The following is a 16,226-nucleotide window of genomic DNA, read 5'->3' as shown; positions in this document are numbered from 1 at the left end:
GTGCGGCGAGCCGCGCCAGATAGTAGTACAGGCGCTCACTGCGGCACGGGCCTCACCGGTACCGGTCCGGTTCCACTCCGGCCGGTACCGGCGACTCTCGCGGTCGCTAACCCGCTCTGCCCCGGGCGAACCGTTGGACGCGGCCGGCGACGGCGATGAGGAGGACTCCGACGGCCGCCGAGAGCAGATAGCGGAGCCACTGCGCGGAATTCTCGACCGCGTCGCCGTCGACGTCGAGCCGGTGCTGTGCCCGCTCCCGGTACGTCTGCGCGGAGCTGTGCGAGGGTGCCAGCCGGAGGAGGTCGTCGAACCGTCGGATCGCCGTCGAGAACTGTCCCGCGAAGTAGGCGTGCAGCCCGTCCCGGTAGGCGCGGTCGACCTCGCTCAACCGGTTCGCGACTCCGGTACCGGCGAGCAGTGCGGCGACGGCCGTGGCGGGGACGAGTCGCCGGTTCCGGCCATCGGTCGCCGACGGGTCGCGGTCGGCGATGGCGAGGAGCCGACCCTCGGGGTCCAGCACCGGACTGCCCCGGAAACTCGGCCCGAGGCCGTCGCCGGCCAGCCGATCCGGTGCGGCGGCGGCGACCTCGACCGGTCGGGCCCGCTGCCGGTACTCGGCGGAGCCGGTGTCGGGCTCGTCGGGTCCGTACCCCAGGACCACGACCTGGCTGCCCGGTTTCGGGTCGGCACCGGCGTGCACCTCGATCGCCGACAGGCCCGACCGGGACATCTTGACCAGGGCGAGGCCCTGCTCCACGCCGAGCAGGGTGGTCCGGATCGCGGGCGTGGCGGTGCTTCCCGGCCGGGCGACGCCGAGCTGCCCCCACAGTGTCGACGCGGGTTGCTGGCCGGGACGCAGACCCGTGAAGGTGGCCTTCTCGCCGATGCTGCGGACGAAACCGTCCACCCCGTCGGCGGGCAGTCGCGCCGCCCCGACGAGGGTCTGTGCCAGCGCGTACCGGGCGTCGGCCAGCAGTTCCCGCTCGTCGGGCCGTACGCAGCCGCCGGCGGTGACGACGTGTCCGTCCGGGTTGACGATCACGCCACTGCACCGGCGGTGTACGGTCACCCGCTCCTGTCGGCTCGTGCCGTCCGGTTCGGCGTACCGCAGGTAGCCGGTGAACGTCGCCTCCAGATAGACGGTGCTCCGGCCGGCCACCGCGGTTGCCGGTTCGTTCGGGGTGAGCCCCGGTGCCGCGCTCGCGGGTGGGCCGGCCATGGCGACCGCGACGAGCGCGACCGCCGCCGCCGACGCCATCGCCGCGCTGCCCGGCCGAGCCGACCCGGCAACGCTGGCCCGAGGGATTCGCCGTCGACCCGACCAGCCACGCCGGCCGGCGTCGGTGTCCCGGTGCGACGAGGTCGGCTCTGCGCCGCGATGGACGTCTCTGCTCACTGCCGGCCCGGATCCGTTCTCGGCTGCGCACACATGCGATTCAAGATCGTCGATCTTCAATCAGAAGATCAACGTATCACGGAGGTAGTTCGCGACCCGACGGATCTGGCCGGCGCCGTCCACCGGCGAGGTCATCCGGAGCACGATCTGGCGGTCGACATCGGCACCGGTGCGGTAGTAGCCGATCAGGACCAGCCCGTAGCGTCGCTCCGGAGTCCCCTCAAGATGGAACGACTCGGCGTAGAGGGCGGACCCTCCGGCGCGGTTCCATTGCAGCCCCCAGGCCTCCTCGGCCAGGCGCATCCGGTAGCGCGAGTCGCCGTCGCACGGCGAGCATGACCGGACCACCAACTCGCCGCCGATCTCCGGCCCCGAACCCGGCGGTACCCCGCAGTTGTACTTCGCGTACCCCTCGGCCTGTCCGGCCGGCGTGCACTGCCAGGCCTGCGGAGTCTTGAGCGGGAAGCCGAGACCTTCGAGTTCGAGGGTGTGGAAGGGGAAACTCGGATTGAACTTCGGCCAGTCCGCCGGCCACTTCACCTCTTTCGGCGGCTCCTTGCCCGGCGCGACCGGCGGGGCGGTGGGGATCGCCACGGCGGACGGGGTGGGGCTGACCGACTCGGGGGCAGCGGTCGGTCGCGGCTCGGGGTCGTCGCCGTTGGCGGCCAGGGCGAAGATCGTCCCACCGCCGACCAGGAGCAGCACGACGAGTGCGGCGATGCCGATCCAGAGCCGGTTGCGGCGCGGCTTCGGTTCGGAGGGGACGATGTGCCGCACCGGCGAATAGAGCGGGTCGTATCCGGACGGGCTCGGCGACGGGTCGGCCGGGTACGCCTGCGGCATCTCGGGGAGCGGCTGCGGCGGCCCGGAGATGGAGTCCGGCGGTACCGAGACCTGGTAGGGCGGCGCGGAGTTCTGGTAGGGCGGCGCCGAACTCTGGTACGGCGGAGTGGAGATCTGGTGCGGCGGTGCCGAGGTCTGGTGCGGCGGTGCGGAGGTCTGGTGCGGTGGTGCGGAGGTCTGGTGCGGTGGCGCCGACGTCGGGGTGGCGTTCACCGGCGGCGTCGACTGTGGTGGCCCGGCCTGCCAGGGGGTCGGGGGCGGCACGCCCGGGGTGAGCCGGGTGGTGGGGCTGGCCAGTTCCTCGTCGTCGGCCGTCGCGGAGCCGGTCGAGCCGGGGCCGCCGGTCGAGCCGGAGCCGTCCGTCGAGCCGGTGGCGTTCGGCGCGACGACGGCGGTCTTCATGGTCGGCGACTCGTCGTCCCCGAGCTGCTCCTGGGCGGGCCGGCACTCCATGCCCAGCGCCGCGAACAGCCGCTCGGCGCCGTTGGCCTCGCTGGCGGCGTAGGCGACCCAGGGCGCGGGGGCGGCGAATTCGGCGTGCACGTAACGGGGACCGCCCGAACCGGGCTGCGCCAGTGCGTGCGCGGTGCCGGCGAATTCGGCGTGCACGTAACGGGGACCGCCCGAACCGGGCTGCGCCAGTGCGTGCGCGGTGCCGGCGAAGGCGTCCCGCCAGCGCTGGTCACTCGCGACGGCGGCGTCCAGCACAGCCACCGTGTACGAGTTGCCCTGCCCGTCGATGGCGGACCAGACGCTGCCGACCTGGCAGAGGCTGACCGCCTCGATGAACTGGTACGGACCCACTGGCTGCATCCCAACCCACTTCCGCTTCGCCCTGTGCGGATCCTAGCGAGGCGAGACCAGTGCGCCCGAGGCCCCTCCAAGGGGTCCGGTGGTCGGGTAGTGCCCGCCGCAGTCGTCCGGTGATAGTACCTGAGTACTGACTCAGGGTGTTCGGTGCGACGGGGACGAAGTGGACAGTGTCCGGACGAGCGGTCCGCTCGGTCGGGTCCCGGGGACGGATCGGCTGTCAGCCCATCGCCGCGAGCAGTTCCCGGGAGGCCCGTTCGGCCACCCGGCACGCCTCGGCGCAGATCCGGCAGTGCTCGTGCATCTTGGCGTGCCGCTCGCACTCCTCGGCGCAGGACCGGCAGGCGGTCGCGCACGCCTCGAGCAGGCTGCGGCTGAGGTTCGCGTCGTAGCCGGTGTGCCGGGACAGCACCCGGGCGGTGGCGGAGCAGACGTCGGCGCAGTCCAGGTCGGTCCGGATGCACTTGACGAGCTGGGCGACGTCCGCCTCGCTCAGGCAGGCGTCCGCGCACGAGGTGCAGGCCTGGGCGCAGGCGAGCAGCGCGTCGATCGACCTGGCCAGCAGGTCGCGGTCGAGGTTGATCTCTCCCGGGTACGTGGCCAGCATGGGTCGGGTGGCGGCAATCATCTCCGCGCCTCCTCGCGTCGGCGGTCGGCTCCGCGTTCGTGGGCCGTCCACCTGCCGATACCCGGTGCCGCCGAGGTTCATTCGGGGCGCGACCGGGCGGGCACTCCCTCCGGCTGGGACTGTCGAGCTGCCCCGTTTGGGCGCCCCTCGACTGCGTACCCGTGCTCTGGTCCCCGGTGTCCCCTCGGTGCCGGCCGCTCCGCCGCCCGCTCGGTCGCCCGGTCGCGGCGTCGGCTGCCCCGCCTGACGTCGGTTGCCCGGCGTGACGTTGCTTGTCCGGCGTGACCTCGGTTGCCCGGCCTGGGCGTCCGGGTCCGGCCTGAGGCCGGTTGCGCCGCCTAGAATCGCTACCGGGATCGCGCTGTTCCGTGCCGAGCTGTCGAGCGAACCGCGGAGGACCGGATATGGACGCCGCAACCGGTGCTGACGACGACCGACCGTCCGGGCCCGTGCCGGAGGGCGGCGCCCCGTTCCTGATGAGCGCCTGCCTGGCCGGCACCCGGTGCGCCTACGACGGCGGCGCCGCGAAGGAGGAGGTCGCGCCCGCCGCCGACGCCCGGGTCCGACTGGTCTGCCCGGAGGTGATGGGTGGGCTGCCGACCCCGCGCGACCGTGCGGAAATCGTCGGCGGGGACGGCTTCGACGTCCTGGACGGCCGTGCCCGGGTGCTGACCCAGCGGGGCGAGGACGTGACCGAGGAGTACCTGGCGGGTGCCCGGCGGACCCTGCGGATCGCCCGGGCTACCGGGGCGGCAGGGGCGGTACTCCAGGACTACAGCCCCTCCTGCGGCTGCCGGCAGATCAGTGACGGGACGTTCCGGCGCAACCGGGTGGCGGGCCAGGGTGTCACGGCGGCCCTGTTGCTGCGCAACGGGTTCCGGGTCGTGGCGCACCACGAGTACGACGCCTCGGCGCCGTTCCCACCCGACCCGGCGACACCCCGGGCCTGAGCGCCGAAAGGCCCGGGACCGAGCGCCGAAATGCACCGAGGCGGGGTGTCGAAGCCATTCACGTCGACCGTTCGACGTGCCGGATCGACCGCTCGACGCCTCGACGTACTACCTGCGGATTCCCCGGTCTCCCGTTACTGAAGCGTTACGGTGTACGGTTTGACTGCTCCAATGTTAGCGGTAACACTCGGCTCGCGACGTGATCGCGACCAGACCGTCGGGGCTGGCAGGAGCCATGCCCCAAGTAGGAGAGGTGGACATGCCGCCGGCCACGCATCCGCAGATCTGGTTCCTCACCGGCAGCCAGCACCTGTACGGTCCGGAGACCCTCGACCAGGTCGCGTCCCAGTCGCAGCAGATCCTGCGTACGCTCACCGGCTCGGGTCAGATCGTCGCGGACATCGTCTGGAAACCCGTCCTCACCGAGACGTCGGCGATCCGCGCGGTCCTGCTGGAGGCGAACGCCGACCCCGGCTGCCTCGGCGTGATCGCCTGGATGCACACCTTCTCGCCGGCCAAGATGTGGATCACCGGCCTGGACGCGCTGCGCAAGCCCCTGCTGCACCTGCACACCCAGCTCAACGAGGCGCTGCCCTGGGAGTCCATCGACATGGACTTCATGAACCTCAACCAGGCCGCCCACGGTGACCGGGAGTTCGGCTTCATCCAGACCCGACTCGGGCTGGCCCGCAAGACCGTCGCCGGACACGCCTCCGACCCGACCGTGGTGACCCGGATCGACGAGTGGGCCCGCGCCGCGCTCGGCTACGCGCACCTGCGCAACCTCCGGCTGGCCCGGTTCGGCGACAACATGCGCGACGTCGCCGTCACCGAGGGCGACAAGGTGGAGGCGGAGCTGCGCTTCGGTGTCTCGGTGAACACCTACGGGGTCAACGACCTGGTCGAGGTGGTGGACCGGGTCGCCGACCAGGAGGTCGAGCGCCTGGTCGGCGAGTACGCCGACACCTACCGGCTCGCCCCGGAGCTGGCCAAGGACGGCGACCGGCACGAGTCGCTGCGGTACGCGGCCCGGATCGAGGCCGGTCTGCGGGAGTTCCTCGTCGACGGCGGGTTCGGGGCGTTCACCACGAACTTCCAGGATCTCGGCGGGCTGCGGCAACTGCCCGGACTCGCCGTACAGCGGCTGATGGCCGACGGCTACGGCTTCGGCGGCGAGGGCGACTGGAAGACCTCGACCCTGCTCGCCGCGGTCAAGGCGATGGGTGCCGGATCGCCCCGGGGCACCTCGTTCATGGAGGACTACACCTATCACTTCGGGCCGGGTGAACCGAAGATCCTCGGCGCGCACATGCTGGAGGTCTGTCCCAGCATCGCGAGCGCCCGCCCGTCCTGCGAGATCCATCCGCTCGGCATCGGCGGCCGTGAGGATCCGGTCCGGCTCGTCTTCGACGCCACCCCCGGCCCCGGGGTGGTGATCGGGATGGCCGACCTCGGCGAGCGGTTCCGCCTCGTCGCCAACGAGATCGAGGTGGTGCCGCCGGACGAGCCGATGCCCCGGCTCCCGGTCGCCCGGGCGGTGTGGAAGCCGGCGCCGTCGCTGAGCACCTCGGCCGAGTCGTGGCTCACCGCCGGGGGGCCGCACCACACGGTGCTGACCCAGGCGGTGGGTTCGGCCACGCTGCGCGACTTCGCCGACATGCTGCACACCGAGCTGGTGCTGATCGACGAGCGGACCACGACCGCCGACTTCCGGGACCGGCTGCGCTGGAACCAGGCATACCACCGACTCGCCCAGGGTCTGCCCGGCCGGGGCTGACCCGACCGGCGGGGCACGCACCCGGGGGCACGTCGCCCGGGCGGCCGTGAGACCGTCACCCGCACCGGCCCGCCGACCGTCCCGTGACCCGGGCCGGCGGCGGACCGGGACCCGCACGCCGTACCAGGAAATGGAGGACCAGATGAAATTCGTCCGGCTCGCGGCGGTGGCCAGCGCCGCCACGCTCGCCGTCGCGCTCACCGCGTGCGGATCGAGCACCAAGACCGTGGACCAGGAGGCCGGCTCCGGTGACAACGCCGGGGCGCTCGTCGGGGTCACCATGCCGACGAAGTCCTCCGAGCGGTGGATCCACGACGGCAACAACGTCAAGGCGGGCCTGGAGAAGCTCGGCTTCAAGGTCGACCTCCAGTACGCCCAGGACGACATCCCCACCCAGGTGGCCCAGATCGAGAACCAGATCACCAAGGGCGCCAAGGTGCTGATCATCGCCTCGATCGACGGCACCGCCATCACCACCCAGTTGCAGAACGCGGCGGACAACAAGATCCCGGTCATCGCGTACGACCGGCTGATCCGCAACAGCCCGAACGTCGACTACTACGCCACCTTCGACAACTTCAAGGTCGGGGTGCAGCAGGCGACCTCGCTGCTGGTCGGGCTGAAGCTGAAGAACGAGGACGGCAGCGACGGCACCGCCAAGGGCCCGTTCAACATCGAACTCTTCGCCGGCTCGCCGGACGACAACAACGCCACCTTCTTCTTCAACGGCGCGATGTCGGTGCTCCAGCCGTACATCGACAAGGGCACCCTGGTGGTCAAGAGCGGGCAGAAGGACTTCAAGACCGTCGCGATCCTGCGCTGGGACGCCGGCACCGCGCAGCGCCGGATGGAGGACCTGCTGACCAAGACGTACAGCAGCGGGGTGAAGGTCGACGGCGTGCTCTCGCCGTACGACGGGCTGTCGATCGGCATCCTGTCGGCGCTGAAGAGCAACGGCTACGGCACCACCGGGCAGCCGTACCCGATCGTGACCGGGCAGGACGCCGAGGTTGCCTCGGTGAAGTCCATCATCGCCGGTGAGCAGTACTCGACCATCTACAAGGACACCCGGCAGCTCGCCGAGGTGGCGATCAAGATGGCCGACGCGGTGCTCAAGGGGAGCAAGCCCGAGGTCAACAACGAGAAGGACTACGACAACGGCAACAAGGTCGTGCCCTCCTTCCTGCTCGACCCGGTGATCGTCAACAAGGCCAACTACAAGGCGGCGCTGATCGACACCGGCTACTACAAGCCGGAGCAGCTCCAGTAGTACGGTCGCGGCGGTCGCCCGGGTGATCCCCGGTGCGGCCGCCGCGCCCGTGGCAGTAACACATGGGCACTCACCGACCCCTGGAGGCGATCCGTTGGCTTGGTGCTTCCCCATGGTTGGTAGCCGGGGGATTTCTGGCTCGGACCGCACCCGACCACCGTCTCGGAAGGAGGTGATCGCATGTCTCACGTCGTCGACGCCAGCACGGTCACGCTCTGCCGTGGCGAGGATCGTCCTCGCGGCGTTCCGGTCCCGACACGCGGTAGGTGTACCGCACCACCTCTTCCACACCCGCGAGCATCCCAGCCGCATCCGACAGTTCCGCCCACACGGAGGAGTCGACGTCATGTCGAAAACCAACGCCACGCCTGACCGCCCACTCCTCCCCATGGCCGAAACCACGGGTTTCCCGGGCGGCTCTTGATGACCGACGACATTCTGCGGATGCGGGACATCACCAAGACCTTTCCCGGGGTACGCGCGCTGCACGAGGTCAGCCTCTCGGTGCGCCGGGGTGAGATCCACGCGATCTGCGGCGAGAACGGCGCCGGGAAGTCCACCCTGATGAAGGTGCTCTCCGGGGTCTACCCGCACGGCTCGTACTCCGGGGAGATCTCCTTCGACGGCGAGCCCTGCGAGTTCGCCGACATCCGGGACAGCGAGCGGCGCGGCATCGTCATCATCCACCAGGAGCTGGCGCTCTGCCCGCAGCTCTCGATCGCCGAGAACATCTTCCTCGGCAACGAGCGGGCCAGCCGTGGGCTGATCGACTGGAACCGGACCAACCACGAGGCCGCCGAGCTGCTGGCCCGGGTCGGACTCCACGAGAACCCGGTGACCCAGGTCAGCGACATCGGCGTCGGCAAGCAGCAGCTCGTCGAGATCGCCAAGGCGCTTTCCAAGCGGGTCCGGCTGCTCATCCTCGACGAGCCCACCGCCGCGCTCAACGACCGGGACTCGGCGCACCTGCTCGACCTGCTGCGCGGCCTGCGCGACCAGGGCATCACCTGCGTGATCATCTCGCACAAGCTGAACGAGATCGCCGCGATCGCCGACCGGATCACCATCCTGCGCGACGGCCGGACGATCGAGACCCTTGACCCAGCTACCGACGTGGTGACCGAGGACCGGATCATCTCCGGGATGGTGGGCCGGGACCTCGACCACCGCTTCCCGCCGCGCGAGCCGCGGATCGGCAGCGAGGTGCTGCGGATCGAGGACTGGACCGTGCACAGCCCCAACCAGCACGGCCGGGTGGTGGTCTCGAACGCCAACCTCACGCTGCGGCGCGGCGAGATCGTCGGGCTGGCCGGGCTGATGGGGGCCGGCCGTACCGAGCTGGCGATGAGCGTCTTCGGACGGTCGTACGGGACGGACATCTCCGGCCGGCTGGTCAAGGACGGTCGGGAGATCACCGTACGGTCGGTGCGGGACGCGATCCGGCACGGCATCGCGTACGCGACCGAGGACCGCAAGCGATACGGCCTCAACCTGATCGAGGACATCAAGCGGAACGTCTCGGCCGCCGGTCTGAGCCGGCTGGCCCGGCGAGGCTGGGTCGACGACCACCGGGAGTTCCAGGTCGCCGACGAGTTCCGGGCGAGCATGAACATCAAGGCGCCGAGCGTGCTGAGCGTGACCGGCAAGCTCAGCGGCGGCAACCAGCAGAAGGTCGTACTCTCGAAGTGGATCTTCACCAATCCGGACGTGCTGATCCTCGACGAGCCGACCCGGGGCATCGACGTCGGCGCCAAGTACGAGATCTACTCGATCATCAACCGGCTCGCCGACGAGGGTAAGGCCATCCTGGTCATCTCGTCGGAGCTGCCCGAGCTGCTCGGCCTCTGCGACCGCATCTACACCCTCTCCGCCGGCCGGGTCACCGCCGAGGTGCCCCGCGCGGAGGCGACCCAGGAACACCTGATGCGGTACATGACCAAGGGCCAGGCCGACCACGGCGACGCCCGCACCACCTCGGACGACCCCGACCCGGCGGACGCCGCCGGGCGTCCGAGCGGACCGACGAACGGACAGGAGTAGACCTCGATGAGCGCCACCGCACCCACCAACGCCGATGTCGCGGTGAGCGGCCCCGGTCTCGGTGAACCGTCCGCCCCGGCCGGCGGTCCCGGCCGCCGGCTGTCGATCAACCTGCGGCAGAGCGGCATCTACGTCGCCTTCGCGTTGATCGTGCTGCTCTTCTCGGTGCTGACCGACGGGGCCCTGCTCCAGCCGCAGAACATCTCCAACATCGTCGTGCAGAACTCGTACGTGCTGATCCTGGCGATCGGCATGATCCTGATCATCATCGCCGGGCACATCGACCTCTCCGCCGGCTCGGTGGTGGCGGTCACCGGGGCGGTCGCGGCCGTGCTGATGGTGGAACACGACGTACCGTGGCCGCTGGCCCTGCTGATCACCCTCGTCGTCGGCGGGCTGATCGGTGCCTGGCAGGGCTTCTGGATCGCCTACTTCGGCATCCCGGCCTTCATCGTGACCCTGGCCGGCATGCTGCTCTTCCGGGCGCTCACCCTGACCGTCCTCGGCAACCAGGGCATCGGCCCGTTCCCGGACCCGGTGCGTACCCTCGCCAACGGCTTCACCGAGGGCTACCTCGGCAACGTCGGGCTCGGCCCGCTGGGCGGCGCCGACCTGTTCAGCCTGCTGGTCGGGATCGCCGCGATGGCCGGAATCGTGCTGGTGCAGTGGCGCGGCCGGATGGCCCGGCTCGGCTACCAGCAGACCGTCGAGCCGCTGCCGCTCTTCGTCCTCAAGCTCGCCCTGGCCGGCGTCGTGGTGATGACGGTGATCGTGCAGTTGGCCCGGTTCAAGAACCTGCCCTGGGTGCTGATCCTGCTCGCCGGGCTGATCCTGGCGTACTCGCTGCTGACCAGCCGGGCCGTCTTCGGCCGGCAGATCTACGCCGTCGGCGGCAACCTCCAGGCCGCGACCCTGAGCGGCGTCAAGGTCAAGTCGGTGATCTTCTGGATCTTCGTCAACATGGGCGTGCTCTCCGCGCTCGCCGGCATCATCTTCGCCGGCCGGCTCAACCAGGCCGGCCCGACCGCCGGCAACGCCTTCGAACTCGACGCCATCGCGGCGGCGTTCATCGGCGGGGCGGCCGTGCAGGGTGGCGTCGGCAAGGTGGTCGGGGCGATCACCGGTGGCCTGATCATGGGCGTGATCAACAACGGCATGTCGCTGATGGGCGCGCCGAGCGAGCGGGTGATGCTGGTCAAGGGCGCCGTACTCCTCGCCGCGGTGGCCTTCGACGTCTGGACCAAGCGCCGCGCCGGAGCCGCCCGGTAACTCGCTCGCCGGACCGAGCTGCCGTTCCCCGGTGCTCGCCCGGCGAGCCGTACCGTCCGGGAGCACGCTGCCGCATACGGTAGATATCCGGACGAATTCGGGTCGGGTGCGTGTCGAGGCGCCGGGCGCCCCGCTGCGCCGCGATCCCGCCCAGGAGCCAGGAGCCAGGAGCCAGGAGGCAGGTCGATGGTCGATCCGGTACGCGCCCCGGCGACCGGGCCCGGCCGGCGTGTCCCGGCGGTCGGCCGCGCCGGCTGAGATGGACTGGGCGGGATGGGCACTCTTCGGGGTGGTGGCCACCGCCGCGCTCACCGCGGCGATGATCGCCGCGCAGCTCGCCGGGCTCACCCGGGTCGACCTGCCGCTGATCCTCGGCACCCTGGTCACCGAGGACCCCGACCGGGCCCGGGTGGCCGGGTTCTTCATCCACCTGCTGACCGGTCAGGGGTTCGCGCTCGGCTACGCCGCGACGTTCGCCCTGCTCGGACGGGCCACCTGGTGGCTCGGCGCGCTGCTCGGCATGGTGCACGTCGGCATCGCGCTGACGGTACTGCTGCCGCTGCTGCCCGGCGTACATCCCCGGATGGCCTCGGCCAGGGCCGGCCCGGCCAGTACGGCGGTGCTGGAGCCGCCCGGCCTGCTCGCCCTGAACTACGGGATGCAGACCCCGACGGTCACGGTGGCCGTGCACCTCCTCTACGGGGCCGTCCTCGGGCTGCTCCTCCAGGCCCGATGAGCCCGGTCGGCGCGGCCGGGCCGGCACCGCCGATCGCGGACTACGGGCTGCTCGGCGACACCCGCACGGCGGCCCTGGTCTCCAGCGCCGGCGCGATCGACTGGATGTGCGTACCCCGCTTCGACGGCGCGCCCCTGTTCGGCAGGCTCGTCGGCGGTCCGGCGGCCGGCACCTACCGGATCGGCCCGGCCCGACCCGCCGAGCTGGTCGAGCGGCGGTACCGGCCGGACAGCACCACCCTGCGGACCACCTGGGCGATCGGAGAGCGACGCCTCACCCTCACCGAGGGGATGGTCGCCGAGGTCACCGGTCGACTGCTGCCGACGACCCTGCTGGTCCGGCGCCTCCACGCCGAGGGCGGCCCCGCCGACGCCGTCGTCGAGTTCGACCCCCGGCTCGGCGACGGCCGCCGGCCGCCCCGGACACGACGGCACGGGCCGGTCTGGGTCTGCGAGTGGAAGGGGCTCGCGGTCTCGCTGAGCTGCGCTCCCGGGCCGGTCGTCGAAGCCGGCCGGCCGGCCCCGATCACCGTCCACCCGGGCCGGCCGGTCACCTTCGTACTGGTGGTGGCCCACCGGGAACCACTGGTCCAGGTGGATCCGGAGGCGGCCTGGGAACTGCTGCGCGCCGACGAGACGTACTGGCGGACCTGGGTCGCCGACCTCGACCCCGAACTGCCGTTCCGGGACGCGGTCGCGCGTAGCCTGCTCACCCTGCGGCTGTTGACCCACTCGCCGTCGCATGCCCCGGTCGCCGCGCCGACCACCTCGCTGCCGGAGCAGCCCGGCGGGGTACGGAACTGGGACTACCGCTACGTCTGGCCCCGGGACGCCAGCATCGGCATCGCTGCCTTCCTCGGCGTCGGCAAGCCCGACCAGGCCCGGGGCTTCCTCGCCTGGCTGTTGCGGGCCAGTCGGTTGCAGCGACCGCGCCTGCCGGCACTGTTCACCCTGGACGGGCTGCGGGTGCCGGCGGAGCGGCAGCTCGACGGCTGGCCCGGCTACGCCGGCAGCATCCCGGTACGCGTCGGCAACGGTGCCGCCGGCCAGCACCAGCTCGACGGCTACGGCTGGGTCGTCGACGCCGGCTGGGTCTACGCGCGGGCCGGACACCGCCTCGACGCCGAGACCTGGCGGGCGGTACGCGGCTTCGCCGACGTGGTCGCCCGGCGCTGGCCGGAACCCGACGCCGGCATCTGGGAGCTGCGCCACCCCACCCAGCAGGTGCACTCCAAGCTGATGGGCTGGCTCGCGCTGGACCGGGCGCTGCGGATCGCCGAGACCCATCCGATCCCGGACCGGCAGCGGCGACGCTGGCGCGACGCCCGACAGGCGATCGTCGACGACGTGCGGGTGCACGGCGTCGACCCCGAGCGGGGCAACTACGTACGCGGCTACGGCTCCCGGGAGGTCGACGCTGCGCTGCTGGTACTCCCACTGCTCGGCATCGAGGACGCCGGCTCGCCCCGGGTGGAGCGCACCATCGAGGCGATCCGGAGCGACCTGGGCGCGGGCGGTCCGCTGCTCTACCGCTACCCGCCCGGCCGGGACGGCCTGCCCGGCTCCGAGGCGGCCTTCCTGCCCTGCTCCTTCTGGCTGGTCCAGGCGCTCGCCTGCACCGGGCGGCGGGCCGAGGCGGTCGAGCTGTTCCAGGCACTCCTCGACCGGGCGAGCCCGTTGGGTCTCTACGCCGAGGAGATGGACCCGGCGACCGGCGCCCACCTCGGCAACTATCCGCAGACCCTCACCCACGCCGCACTCGTGCAGGCCGTACTCGCGATCCGGTCGGCACCGGTCTCCTAGCCGTGCGCGGCCGGGGAGTGCGGTGCCGGATGGCCGGCGACGCCCGGGCGGGGACCTGCGGGGGTGCGCGGCTTTCGTACGATTCCCATCGTCCGAGCACACCGGATCGGAAGGCAGGCCGTGGACTCGTCTCTCGCGCTCCTCATCGGCGCCACCGCCGTCTGTGCCGGCGCCGTCGGCTACCTGGTCCCACCGCGCGCCCTCGGGCCGCGTCACGCCGCCGTGGCCGTCGCGGTCGGCGTCACCGGGAGCTTCCTGCTGATGCTTCTCCTCGCCAGCGTGGCGCTTCCGGCGGTGCTGGGATTCGTCGCCCTCTTCGCCGCCGCCGTCGCCTATCCGGTCTTCCGCCGCAACCTCGGTCCCCGCCGGGCCGGTGTGGCCGCCGCCGGCTCGGCGGCCGTCGTCACCGTGAGCTTCCTCTTCGTGGTCTACCTCGCCGTGATCGCCTTCATCGCCGCCATCGGCGTCTACCTGTTGCTCCGGGACCGGGTCCGGATCGCCCCAGCGCTGATCATGACCGGTACCACCCTCGGCGGGCTGCTCGCCGCCTCCGCGCTGGTCTTCTGGGTCAGCCTCACCTACGTCATGTGACACCACCGGGCAGCGCGCGCGGCGGATCAGATGCTTCCGCTGTACTGCCGGGCGGCGGCGACGAGGGCGGGGAGCACCTCGGCCGCGGTTCCGCGCAGGTTGATCGCGCAGACCGGGTCGAGCGGCGTCGGTTCCGGGTTCACCTGGATCACGGTGGCACCGGAGCGTGCCGCGATCCCGGGGATCTCGGCGGCCGGATAGACGACCCCGGAGGTGCCGACCGCCAGCAGTACGTCGCAGCCGGCGGCGGCCCTGATCGCCGCGCTCAACGCCGCCTCCGGGAGCGCCTCGCCGAACCACACCACGCCGGGCCGGACCAGCGCACCGCAGCGGGTGCAGCGCGGCGGCGGCAGCCGGCCGCCCTCGCCCGGATCGACGGCCCCGCCGTCCTCGCCCGGGTCGACGGCCCCGGCGTCCTCCGGCTCCGTCAGGGCGGCCGGGTGGGCGGCCTCGGCGATGCACCGGGGGGCGAAGAGGCTGCCGTGCAGGTGCACCGGGGAAGCGGAGCCGGCCCGCTCGTGCAGGTCGTCGACGTTCTGGGTCACCACCACCGTGTCGGGGACCAGCGCCTGGAGGGCGGCAATGGCGAAGTGCCCCGGATTCGGGTCGGCCCGGCGTACCCGGGCGCGCCGCCACTCGTACCAGCCCCACACCAGGTCCGGGTCGGCGTGGAACGCCTCCGGGGTGGCGAGTCGCGCCGGAGCGAAGCGGGCCCACAGCCCGGTGAGGTCGTCCCGGAAGGTCGGTACGCCGCTCTCGGCCGACATCCCGGCACCGGTGAAGACGACGACCCGACGAGCCCGGGCGAGCAGCCCGGCGGCCTCGGACGGCAGAACCTGCTCCATCCGATAGATCCTGCCACCGGGGGAGCGGGGGTGGCGCACGCCCGTTCGGCACCACCGGCGGCGCCCCGAGCCGATCCCCTCACCGTGCCCGCTCCTGCACCGCCTCGCGGTACAGCTCCACCAGCGTCCGCCCGTGCGTCGCCCAGGACCGGGGAGCGACACCGGCCGCCGCCGGGGGTGGACCGGCGGCGAGGGACTCGTCGATCGCCCGGGCCGTCGCCTCCACGTCGTCCGGGTCGACCAGCCGCGCCGCCGCGCCGAGCAGCTCCCGGTAGGTGGGGATGTCGGCGGCGACCACCGGCGCCCCGGCAGCCAGCGCCTCCATCGGCGGAAACCCGAAACCCTCGCTGGCCGAGAGACTGACCACGGCGCCGGCCCGCCGGTACAGCGCCTGCAACGCGCCGTCCTCGACCGCGCCGAGCAGCACCGCCTCGGTGCCGACCGGATGCTCGGCGACCTGATCGGCACCGGTACCGGTACCGCCGGGCGCGAAGTCGCCGCCGACCAGGACCAGCGGTACGCCGCGACGCCGGCTGGTCGTCCGGGCGTACGCGTCCAGCACGGCACCGATCCGCTTGTGCGCCCGGGCCAGCCCGACGTAGAGGACGAACCCGTGCAGCGGCGGTACCGCCCCGTCCGGCGGTGCCGGTGCGGCCAGCAGATGGTCGCTGCCCCACGAGCTGACCCGCAGTGGCGCGTCCGCCCGTACGCTGGCCCGGAACTGCCCGGCGACCGTCTCGGTCGGTACGACGATCCGGGCCGCCGTCGCCGCGAGGTGCGCCATCATCAGGCCGTAGTACTCCTCGTGGGCCGAGGCGGGGCGCGTCCGGGCGGCGGGTGCCGGCGGGGTCAGTGCGCGCAGTTCCGCCACCGCCCGGCGCAGCGCCGCGAGGTCGGCGGCACCGAACCGCGCGGCGAACGCCTGGTCCGAATAGCAGAGACCGGGATCGAGCAGCCGGACGACGTCGTGCACGGTCACCACCAGCGGGATGCCGGGATCGGGCCACGGGATCCGGTAGTCGAACAGGTGGATCACGTCCGCGTCGAAGCGTCGGGCGGCGTCGAGCAGCTCGTCCGCCTCCGCCGAGCCGTACCGGGGTGTCCCGGTCGGCGCCAGGACGTCGAGCCGGACCCGACCGGCGGACCGCAGCGCCGCGACGGTGCAGCGGGTGTAGCGACCGATGCCGTCAGGAGCGTCGATCCGCCCGTCCACCAGCACCCGGATCACCGCCGCCACCTCACTGGACATGGTGCGAACGAATGCATGGC

At 72.1% G+C, this 16,226-nt stretch carries 13 protein-coding genes; 8 read left to right on the top strand and 5 right to left on the bottom strand.

All coding sequences use genetic code 11. The annotated features are described in order from the left end of the window. Nucleotides 1–106: 106 nt before the first annotated feature. The 3 genes from C6W10_RS03715 to C6W10_RS03705 all read right to left on the bottom strand — a co-directional run bounded on the left by C6W10_RS03715 (nucleotide 107) and on the right by C6W10_RS03705 (nucleotide 3,677). Nucleotides 107–1,258: a trypsin-like peptidase domain-containing protein gene (locus C6W10_RS03715; RefSeq protein WP_107256539.1), complete on the bottom strand. Its 1,152-nt coding sequence runs from the start codon at nucleotides 1,256–1,258 to the stop codon at nucleotides 107–109. 198 nt (nucleotides 1,259–1,456) lie between these two features. Continuing rightward, entirely contained in the window at nucleotides 1,457–3,052 is a 1,596-nt protein-coding gene (locus C6W10_RS03710) for a hypothetical protein (protein WP_159104452.1), read from the bottom strand. A gap of 217 nt (nucleotides 3,053–3,269) precedes the next feature. Next, nucleotides 3,270–3,677 (bottom strand): four-helix bundle copper-binding protein, encoded by a 408-nt coding sequence (locus C6W10_RS03705; RefSeq protein WP_107256536.1) that lies wholly within the window; start codon nucleotides 3,675–3,677, stop codon nucleotides 3,270–3,272. 404 nt (nucleotides 3,678–4,081) lie between these two features. Here C6W10_RS03705 and C6W10_RS03700 point away from each other — a divergent pair, with 404 nt between their 5' ends. From C6W10_RS03700 to C6W10_RS03665, 8 genes are all read left to right on the top strand, one after another. Further along, nucleotides 4,082–4,627 (top strand): DUF523 domain-containing protein, encoded by a 546-nt coding sequence (locus C6W10_RS03700; protein ID WP_107256534.1) that lies wholly within the window; start codon nucleotides 4,082–4,084, stop codon nucleotides 4,625–4,627. 259 nt (nucleotides 4,628–4,886) lie between these two features. Further along, nucleotides 4,887–6,404: an L-arabinose isomerase gene (gene araA, locus C6W10_RS03695; protein ID WP_107263629.1), complete on the top strand. Its 1,518-nt coding sequence runs from the start codon at nucleotides 4,887–4,889 to the stop codon at nucleotides 6,402–6,404. 142 nt (nucleotides 6,405–6,546) lie between these two features. Then, the gene (gene chvE, locus C6W10_RS03690; RefSeq protein ID WP_107263628.1) at nucleotides 6,547–7,674 is read left to right on the top strand and encodes a multiple monosaccharide ABC transporter substrate-binding protein; all 1,128 of its coding nucleotides are present in this window, start codon (nucleotides 6,547–6,549) and stop codon (nucleotides 7,672–7,674) included. A 423-nt stretch (nucleotides 7,675–8,097) separates the two neighbouring features. Further along, complete coding sequence (mmsA, locus tag C6W10_RS03685; RefSeq protein WP_107256532.1) at nucleotides 8,098–9,714, top strand: multiple monosaccharide ABC transporter ATP-binding protein; 1,617 nt, start codon at nucleotides 8,098–8,100, stop codon at nucleotides 9,712–9,714. A 6-nt stretch (nucleotides 9,715–9,720) separates the two neighbouring features. Then, nucleotides 9,721–10,983, top strand: a complete 1,263-nt coding sequence (gene mmsB / locus C6W10_RS03680) for a multiple monosaccharide ABC transporter permease (RefSeq protein ID WP_107256530.1) — start codon at nucleotides 9,721–9,723, stop codon at nucleotides 10,981–10,983. 259 nt (nucleotides 10,984–11,242) lie between these two features. Then, complete coding sequence (locus C6W10_RS03675) at nucleotides 11,243–11,719, top strand: hypothetical protein (RefSeq protein WP_107263627.1); 477 nt, start codon at nucleotides 11,243–11,245, stop codon at nucleotides 11,717–11,719. Further along, nucleotides 11,716–13,521 carry a glycoside hydrolase family 15 protein gene (locus tag C6W10_RS03670; RefSeq protein WP_107256528.1) on the top strand — a complete coding sequence of 602 codons (1,806 nt, stop codon included), beginning with the start codon at nucleotides 11,716–11,718 and terminating at the stop codon, nucleotides 13,519–13,521. The genes C6W10_RS03675 and C6W10_RS03670 overlap by 4 nt, the downstream gene beginning before the upstream one ends. Nucleotides 13,522–13,641: 120 nt before the next feature. Then, on the top strand, nucleotides 13,642–14,112 hold the full coding sequence (locus tag C6W10_RS03665) for a hypothetical protein (protein WP_107256526.1): 471 nt from the start codon (nucleotides 13,642–13,644) through the stop codon (nucleotides 14,110–14,112). 26 nt (nucleotides 14,113–14,138) lie between these two features. On the opposite strand, the gene C6W10_RS03660 is transcribed toward C6W10_RS03665, so the two are convergent. Together C6W10_RS03660 and C6W10_RS03655 are read right to left on the bottom strand one after the other, a co-directional pair. Next, nucleotides 14,139–14,957 (bottom strand): NAD-dependent deacylase, encoded by an 819-nt coding sequence (locus tag C6W10_RS03660; protein WP_107256524.1) that lies wholly within the window; start codon nucleotides 14,955–14,957, stop codon nucleotides 14,139–14,141. Between the two features lie 79 nt (nucleotides 14,958–15,036). Then, entirely contained in the window at nucleotides 15,037–16,206 is a 1,170-nt protein-coding gene (locus tag C6W10_RS03655; protein ID WP_159104451.1) for a glycosyltransferase, read from the bottom strand. Nucleotides 16,207–16,226: the final 20 nt, after the last annotated feature.

Origin of the sequence: Plantactinospora sp. BB1 (assembly GCF_003030385.1) — a bacterium.
Classification (GTDB): domain Bacteria; phylum Actinomycetota; class Actinomycetes; order Mycobacteriales; family Micromonosporaceae; genus Plantactinospora.
The sequence above is the reverse complement of the archived record's forward strand: the minus strand, read 5'-3'. Positions and strand labels throughout refer to the sequence as shown.

Bases quoted from the DNA above. Each gene is read 5' to 3' on its own strand.
- mmsA (WP_107256532.1), top strand. From the start codon at position 8,098: ATGACCGACGACATTCTGCGGATGCGGGACATCACCAAGACCTTTCCC.
- mmsB (WP_107256530.1), top strand. From the start codon at position 9,721: ATGAGCGCCACCGCACCCACCAACGCCGATGTCGCGGTGAGCGGCCCC.
- araA (WP_107263629.1), top strand. From the start codon at position 4,887: ATGCCGCCGGCCACGCATCCGCAGATCTGGTTCCTCACCGGCAGCCAG.
- C6W10_RS03705 (WP_107256536.1), bottom strand. From the start codon at position 3,677: ATGATTGCCGCCACCCGACCCATGCTGGCCACGTACCCGGGAGAGATC.
- C6W10_RS03700 (WP_107256534.1), top strand. From the start codon at position 4,082: ATGGACGCCGCAACCGGTGCTGACGACGACCGACCGTCCGGGCCCGTG.
- C6W10_RS03655 (WP_159104451.1), bottom strand. From the start codon at position 16,206: ATGTCCAGTGAGGTGGCGGCGGTGATCCGGGTGCTGGTGGACGGGCGG.
- C6W10_RS03660 (WP_107256524.1), bottom strand. From the start codon at position 14,957: ATGGAGCAGGTTCTGCCGTCCGAGGCCGCCGGGCTGCTCGCCCGGGCT.
- C6W10_RS03710 (WP_159104452.1), bottom strand. From the start codon at position 3,052: ATGCAGCCAGTGGGTCCGTACCAGTTCATCGAGGCGGTCAGCCTCTGC.
- C6W10_RS03715 (WP_107256539.1), bottom strand. From the start codon at position 1,258: ATGGCGTCGGCGGCGGCGGTCGCGCTCGTCGCGGTCGCCATGGCCGGC.
- C6W10_RS03675 (WP_107263627.1), top strand. From the start codon at position 11,243: ATGGACTGGGCGGGATGGGCACTCTTCGGGGTGGTGGCCACCGCCGCG.
- chvE (WP_107263628.1), top strand. From the start codon at position 6,547: ATGAAATTCGTCCGGCTCGCGGCGGTGGCCAGCGCCGCCACGCTCGCC.
- C6W10_RS03670 (WP_107256528.1), top strand. From the start codon at position 11,716: ATGAGCCCGGTCGGCGCGGCCGGGCCGGCACCGCCGATCGCGGACTAC.